The sequence below is a fragment of the Microcystis sp. LEGE 08355 genome, assembly GCF_015207185.1.
Lineage (GTDB): Bacteria > Cyanobacteriota > Cyanobacteriia > Cyanobacteriales > Microcystaceae > Microcystis > Microcystis panniformis.
This window is the reverse complement of record NZ_JADEXI010000233.1, coordinates 1-6,793: the sequence shown is the minus strand read 5'-3', so window position 1 is coordinate 6,793 and position 6,793 is coordinate 1. Positions and strand designations below refer to the sequence as shown.

The 6,793-nt window shown below is 41.9% G+C and carries 9 protein-coding genes and 2 pseudogenes; 7 read left to right on the top strand and 4 right to left on the bottom strand.

Features of this window, described 5'->3' with window-relative positions; translation table 11 throughout:
* From IQ242_RS13000 to IQ242_RS12985, 4 genes and pseudogenes are all read left to right on the top strand, one after another.
* A pseudogene (locus tag IQ242_RS13000) lies at window positions 1-97 on the top strand (photosystem Q(B) 2 domain protein); the annotation flags it as partial.
* A 182-nt stretch (window positions 98-279) separates the two neighbouring features.
* Entirely contained in the window at window positions 280-510 is a 231-nt protein-coding gene (locus tag IQ242_RS12995; protein ID WP_193960257.1) for a hypothetical protein, read from the top strand.
* A 2-nt stretch (window positions 511-512) separates the two neighbouring features.
* Window positions 513-869, top strand: a complete 357-nt coding sequence (locus IQ242_RS12990) for a type II toxin-antitoxin system PemK/MazF family toxin (protein WP_193960256.1) — start codon at window positions 513-515, stop codon at window positions 867-869.
* Window positions 870-916: 47 nt separating this feature from the next.
* Window positions 917-1,411, top strand: a pseudogene (locus IQ242_RS12985) (Coq4 family protein); the annotation flags it as partial.
* 163 nt (window positions 1,412-1,574) lie between these two features.
* On the opposite strand, the gene IQ242_RS12980 reads toward IQ242_RS12985, so the two are convergent.
* Window positions 1,575-1,784, bottom strand: a complete 210-nt coding sequence (locus tag IQ242_RS12980; protein ID WP_043995539.1) for a hypothetical protein — start codon at window positions 1,782-1,784, stop codon at window positions 1,575-1,577.
* Between IQ242_RS12980 and IQ242_RS12975 the strand changes: the two genes are divergently transcribed.
* The 3 genes from IQ242_RS12975 (at window position 1,783) to IQ242_RS12965 (ending at window position 4,449) form a co-directional block, all read left to right on the top strand.
* Window positions 1,783-2,922, top strand: coding sequence for a SpoIID/LytB domain-containing protein (locus tag IQ242_RS12975; protein ID WP_193960255.1), 1,140 nt, complete (start codon window positions 1,783-1,785; stop codon window positions 2,920-2,922). The two genes, IQ242_RS12980 and IQ242_RS12975, sit on opposite strands and share 2 nt — an antisense overlap.
* Before the next feature lie 276 nt (window positions 2,923-3,198).
* Window positions 3,199-3,678, top strand: a complete 480-nt coding sequence (gene fabZ / locus IQ242_RS12970) for a 3-hydroxyacyl-ACP dehydratase FabZ (RefSeq protein WP_002734156.1) — start codon at window positions 3,199-3,201, stop codon at window positions 3,676-3,678.
* 3 nt (window positions 3,679-3,681) lie between these two features.
* Window positions 3,682-4,449 (top strand): tryptophan-rich sensory protein, encoded by a 768-nt coding sequence (locus tag IQ242_RS12965; protein ID WP_052275896.1) that lies wholly within the window; start codon window positions 3,682-3,684, stop codon window positions 4,447-4,449.
* On the opposite strand, the gene IQ242_RS12960 is transcribed toward IQ242_RS12965, so the two are convergent.
* The 3 genes from IQ242_RS12960 to IQ242_RS12950 all read right to left on the bottom strand — a co-directional run bounded on the left by IQ242_RS12960 (window position 4,446) and on the right by IQ242_RS12950 (window position 6,763).
* Window positions 4,446-4,910 carry a VOC family protein gene (locus IQ242_RS12960; RefSeq protein WP_052275895.1) on the bottom strand — a complete coding sequence of 155 codons (465 nt, stop codon included), beginning with the start codon at window positions 4,908-4,910 and terminating at the stop codon, window positions 4,446-4,448. The genes IQ242_RS12965 and IQ242_RS12960 overlap by 4 nt on opposite strands.
* Before the next feature lie 161 nt (window positions 4,911-5,071).
* Window positions 5,072-5,890 carry a SirB1 family protein gene (locus IQ242_RS12955; protein WP_002765776.1) on the bottom strand — a complete coding sequence of 273 codons (819 nt, stop codon included), beginning with the start codon at window positions 5,888-5,890 and terminating at the stop codon, window positions 5,072-5,074.
* A gap of 78 nt (window positions 5,891-5,968) precedes the next feature.
* On the bottom strand, window positions 5,969-6,763 hold the full coding sequence (locus tag IQ242_RS12950; protein ID WP_072924703.1) for a metallophosphoesterase family protein: 795 nt from the start codon (window positions 6,761-6,763) through the stop codon (window positions 5,969-5,971).
* Window positions 6,764-6,793: the final 30 nt, after the last annotated feature.

Sequence of the window (6,793 nt, the reverse complement as noted above, 5' to 3'; positions counted from 1 at the left end):
AGTAATGCACGAGCGCAATGCTCACAACTTCCCCTTAGACTTAGCTAGTGGTGAACAGGCTCCTGTGGCTCTGACCGCTCCTGCTATCAATGGTTAATTCCTAGTCTGAATGAAAAGGCACTCCCGCAAGGGGGTGCTTTTTTGTTGTTAGAATTATGATATATAGCGTTTCTCATACCTGTGTGGCACAGTTAAACCTTTGCTGATTAAGCTTTTCAATATCGATAATGTACCTCTTGCGAACAGGAAACGCTATAGCTCAAAAATGGAGTTAATTTTATGATATCCCCTCAAATTATTGAACTGGAACAAAAGTTACGAAATTTTTCGTTTGAAGATAAAAAATGGTTATTGGAGCAGTTACATCAACAATTAGGATTGAATAATCAAAAAAAAACTAAACAAGCATTAATAGATAGTTGGAATGAAGCTTATAGTGATGGATTGGACGAATCAGAAACTTTAATGTTAGAGGGAATACGCCATCATCAACGTCAATTATCTGAGTAAATATGACGATTTTTCAAGGAGAGATTTATTGGATTGATTTAGGAGAACCACAAGGTTCTGAACCTGCTTATCTTCGTCCTTGTGTTGTGGTGCAAAATGATGCTCTGAATCAGTCCCAAATTGGGACGGTTATTGTGTGTGCATTAACAACCAATTTGAGACGAGCAAAAGCTATTGGTAATGTTTTATTGAATGAGGGTGAAGGGAATTTACCTGAATCCAGTGTTGTTAATATTTCACAGGTTTTCACGGTTGATAAGCGTCTTTTAACGGAGTCTATCGGAAGACTTTCTCGGGAAAAAATCAAATTAATTATTCAGGGAATTAAGTTGGTTATTGAACCTCAAGAACTCGAATAATAGGGGGTTATAAAATATAAAATTATAAAAAAAGCGATCGAGCTACCGCTCAAATAATTGCCCAAAGATATCTGGCCGCTAGTCCCTGTTTAGAAACCCTGCTGAAACTCCCAGAGGATTCCCCGGGTTATCATTATGCTACTCACCTAATGAGGCTCAATTTTGATCCTAATTTTTATCGGTCTATTCAAGTCAATTCCGATACAGATTATCTGCTGCTTCGCCTACGGCAAACTCACGATATCTGGCATATAGTAACGGGTTTTGGTGTCGATGTGACGGGAGAATTGCAACTGAAAGCTTTTGAATTAAGTCAAACTCGTCGCCCTCTAGCTATTGTCCTACTTTTAGGGGGATTATTCGGAGCTTTATTTTCTTCCCCACTTTCCTTAGCCTCTCTCTGGGAAGAGATTGTCATCGCCTATAATTTGGGCAAAAATACTCGACCTTTTTTAGCGCAAAAATGGGAACTAGCTTGGGAGAAATCCCTGCTAGTTTGGCGGCAAGAATTGGCGATTGTCCACTCGAACCTAGAAAATTAATTTTGCTGGACTACTTAAGTAAGTGGTTATAATTAAGTTGAAGATAGATTTTGTCTTTGATCCCCCCTTAATCCCCTTAATCCTAGGGTTGATTCATAGTAGGGTTGATTCATGAATCAACCCTACGATTAAGGGGGGAAATCTGATAATTTTTAACGCCTACCTACTTAAAATAATCGACTAACCCGAATAAATCCCGATTAATCGGACAAAATAAGGCAATTTGCCGATTCAGGGGCCAGAGGACAGAAAAATTGTCAGACAATCGGGAAAAAGTGACGGAGGAAAAATTTTTCCGAACAGGAGTAGCAAAAAAATCCCAGTCCGGGTAAAATTGATTATCGATCGATTGTGTGAGGAGTCCGATCCCCATGACCAATAAACACACAGCAAGACTGCTGGGCAGTTACCTGCAGCGCCTGCCTGCCCATAGTTGGCTCGTCCTAGTTTTTTGGGCTTTGATTATTGCTCCAGTCCAAGCTGCTGTCGAGTTACGCATTGCTATCAGTAAAGGTGTTAGCGCCGTCTCCGTGGGCAGTTCCACCGATGCTGTGGTGAAAGATGGGGCTGGCAGAGTCCTAGGAGAATTGACCGCCATGAATGCCCTCAATGCTAATCCCAGAGGAAAAGCGGTGGGTTTGGCCGATTGGCAGGCCAGTCAATTGATCATCGAACCGGAGAATGATGGTTACGTCTGGATTAATGATCGCTGGTATCGAGGACGAACAAGGATCATTCGGCAGGGTTCTGGGGTGACAGCCCTAAATTTAGTCGATTTAGAGGAATATCTCTATAGTGTCGTCGGTGCGGAGGCGATTCCCTCCTGGCCGCAAGAGGCCTTAAAAGCCCAATCCGTGGCGGCGCGTACCTATGCTCTCTACCAAATGAACACTTCCGGCAATCGCATCTACGATCTTGATACTACCACCCGCACCCAAGTTTATAAGGGTCTAGAAAGCGAGTTTACTAGCACCCACGAGGCAGTTAAGGCCACCGCCGGACAAATTATGAGTTTCAACGGCAAACCGATTCTAGCGGTGTTTCACTCCTCCTCTGGGGGCCATACGGAAAATGTCGAGGATGTTTGGAATTCCCCCTTACCCTACCTGCGCGGTGTCGTCGATTACGATCAAGTCGCACCAGTATTTCAATGGTCAAAAAACTTTAGTGCCAGGGAATTAGGCCGTTTAATTGGTGGTGTTGGTCGCGTGCGATCGCTATCTCCCGAAAGGATCACTCCCCACGGACGAGTGATTAGAATGCGTATAGTGGGCGATCAAGGCTCTAAATTAATCTCTGATACCCAATTACGGCGAATACTGGAGCTGCGTAGTACCCTATTCACGATTTCAGCTGATAACGGTACTTTTGCCATCAATGGTCGCGGTTTCGGTCATGGGATCGGTTTAAGTCAATGGGGTGCTTTTTCCCTCGCCGACCAAGGGGTGACTTATGATCGCATTCTCAGCCATTATTATCAAAATGCTCGTTTAACTGAAATGCCCAACTAAAAAGGCTGTCAGCCATTTCCAGTCAACAGTGAACAGTAAAGAGTGAACTGATAACAAGGATCGAATCTAAAACCTAATTGGTTAAGCTAAGTAGGGAGGCACAATTATTTGTGGGATGGGTTAGCGGTAGCGTAACATGAGCGGGCGTTGGGTTTCATGCTTCAACCCAACCTACGTTCATCTGATCAGTTATCAGTGATCACTGATAACTGATCACTGATCACTGATAACTGATTATGAGATAATGTCTGATCTCACTTGTAATTTTTGACTTGCATGACCATCGTTACCGAAGCCTTAACCGAGTTGGAACCAGTCATAAAAACTACCTTTACCGTCGAGGAAATTCGCCAACTACTGCCCCATCGTTATCCCTTTGCCCTAGTTGATCGGATTATTGACTATGTACCAGGTAAAAAAGCCGTTGGCCTAAAAAATGTCACGATCAACGAGCCTTTTTTTCCCGGTCATATTCCCAGTCGTCCCTTGATGCCGGGGGTGTTAATTGTTGAATCTATGGCCCAAGTGGGGGGGGTGATTTTGACCCAATTACCCGGGATGAAAGGGAAATTTTTTGCCTTCGCTGGCATTGATAAAACCCGTTTTCGTCGTCCTGTGGTGCCGGGGGATCAATTAATCATGACGGTGGAATTATTATCCTTCAAGATGAATAAAATTGCTAAAATGCAAGGGGAAGCAAGAGTCGATGGGCAATTGGCCGCCCAGGGCGAAATGATGTTTTCCGTCTTTGATTGACCTATGAATTTTGATCGAGATCGTCTCCGACAAGAACTAAATTTATTTGCTATTCTAGGGGCTTTTATCACCAATATTTTCGCTAATATTTTCCCTCTTAAGGGCGAAAATATCGGGGCTATCTCGAATACAGTTTTTCAAGATGTCTTAATTATTCCCGCTAATTATGCTTTTGCGATCTGGGGATTAATTTATCTGGGTTTAATTAGTCTGGGAATTTACCAAGCTTTGGCTTTTAATAAAACTGAACCGCGTTTGCGTCGGTTAGGCTACGAATTAGCCATCGCTAGTGCTTGTCAGATTCTCTGGGTAATTTTCTTTCAATTGCGTTTTTTTACCCTGTCTTTACTGGCAATGCTAGGCATTTTATTTTCTCTCATCCAGCTTTATCTTCGCTTAGAAATTAATCGCTTGATTGTCAATCGTAAACAGGGTTTATTAGTTAATGCTCCTATTAGTATTTATTTCGCTTGGATTAGCGTAGCCACAATTGTCAACGTCGCTTCGGTGCTAGATTGGATCGACTGGCAGCGATGGGGTCTAACTGACCAAATCTGGACGGTAATAATCCTAGTTATCGGGGCGATAATCGCGATTTTAGTCGGTTTAAAAAGAAAAGATCGGGCTTTTATCGGGGTGTTTATCTGGGCTTTTTTGGCGATCGCTGTTAAACAGATTTCTCTGCCTCTAATTGCGATAACAGCGATTATATTAGCGATTACCCTAACTTTTCTGGTTTTTCGTGGCAATTTTCGTCCTCTGAGTCGTTAAGATGCGGGATCACAGCGAATTTCGACGATAAAGCCATCGGGATCGTAGAAGTAAACCCCTCTCCCAGTCGGCCGGGTCACGGGTCCACTAGCAATAGTAATTCCCTGACTTTGTAGCACTTCTAGGGCAAAATCGAAGCATTCCGGGGCAATATCGAAGGCTAAATGATTGGCACGGGTAAAAGCGATTTCGGGATTGTCGTCGGGAGGGTTTAAATCTGGTTCCCAAAATAGGTCAATTACTTTACCATCGGGGGTGATAAAATTGGCCACTTTTCCTTGGGCAACTAATTCTTTTAAGGTACTGGGAATTTTTTCGCCCACTAATTCCTCTAATCCTAATATTTCCCCATAAAAATGACGAGAAGCCTCCATATCTTTGACGTTGAAAGCGATATGATGGACTTTTCGCAGTTGACCGATTTTGAGTTTTTTCGTGGTTACGGAAGGGCTAATAGTCATTTTAGTTATCATTTATCAGTAAAGGATTGGGGGATTTTTCAGTGAACAGTAATCAGTAATCAGTGAAAAGACAGCACTATTAATGTCATTTAATACTCCTCATTTAATACCGCTAACTGATAACTGATAACTGATAACTGATAACTGATCAGGCTGGCGACTTAAGAGTTAATTTTTTGCAATAATTGTCGAATGGATTCTGCATCTTGAGCGTTGGGTAGGAGGGCAAGATAGAAGCCTAAATCCTGTTGCGCTTGGCTGAGTTGTCCAATTTGATAGTAAACTAAACCTCGATCGCGCAGCTCTAGGGGATGATTAGGAATGAGCAAAAGTAGTAGATCTATTGTCCGAATTGTCTGAGACCATTGTTGACGATTCAGGTAAATATATTTTAAATTAGTCAACAAACGCAATAAAATTTGCTGATTGGTAGCAATATTGAGAAAATGTTCTTCTAATTTAACTGGCTGTTGATAAACTTGACTTAATCTTTCTTGACAGTCCTGTTTAAATAGGATTTCACCACCGTGAAAGGGATCGACAAAAATTTCCACTTCCTCGAAATCGGGACGGATAATAAAATGGCCGGGCATACCAATTCCTACCATGGGAAAATCGATCTGTTTGGCAATCTCTAAATAGATAATCGAGAGAGTGAGTGGGATACCCGTGCGGCGATCAATTACGTCATTTAAGTAGCTATTGCGGGGGTCATAGTATTCTTGGTTATTACCAGTAAATTGTAAATCTTCAAACAAATATTGATTGATAACCTTGACTATTTTTAAAGGATATAATCTATCGGGTAGGCGTTTTTTTACCTCGTCAGCCATTAAATTTATTCTATTTAAATAGTGATCAATTTTGAGACGGGGATATTCAAAATTGGCTATTTGTAGGGCTGCCCGAGCTAGATTTATCTCAGGGTCAGGATGTTGAATTGTTTCGATGAAAGCTTGGTATAAGAGTTCAAGGGTCATTAGAAAAGGGTATTAATCAGATTATCAACTATTTTAACCGATCCTTCCGGTTTTATGGCCTCTCTTTTCTGATCACCATTAAAGATTCATCGGTTTAGACGAGCTTTCCCTGGAGGAGTAACGAGAAATCTGGTCAATATCTAGATTAACCACCGCTTTTTCTAAAGGGATCGTGCGACAATTTTTATTTTGAGCCTGCACTTGATAAACTAATTGATTTGTCCAATCTAAAGCAGTTAACCAACCACTTTGAGGATGATAAACCCCAGTTTCAATGTCTAGCCAACCGCTGCCGCGAGCTAGTTGCCCCGGTTTGACATCGGGAAAGGTAAAGGTTAAAGTATGACCTGTGATAATTAGTTTATCCTTGAAATAGGGTTGGGTCATGGTATGAAATTCATTTCTAATCCAACAAAACTGCTCGTTTGTTTGCTGTTCAAGGGGATATTCTGGGTGTACTCCCGCGTGAACTAACCAAATATCTCCTAGGTCTAAATAAGCGGGTAGGGATTGAAACCAATTGATATGCTCGGCGGGTATATTGTTATTGTAACTTAGTAGTGTCGCCGCCCCGCCACTCTCAATCCAGCCGTTGAACCATTTTTCAGAAACTTCTTTTCCCGTCAGAGCTTTTAAGAGCATATATTCATGATTTCCTAGGAGACATTGGTAGTTATTTTTGATGACAAAATCCACCACTTCCAAGCTCTGCTGTCCTCGATCGATTAAATCTCCCAGAAAATAAACCTCATCCTCACTATCGGGAGCAACTCGGTTTAATAGTCGCAAAAGTGTCTGAAAACTGCCATGCACATCTCCGATAATAATACGACGCGGTTCTTGAGTCTGTTTCCCTATGTTTCTAAAAAACACACACCCCTCCCTAATCCCTGACATTGCTAC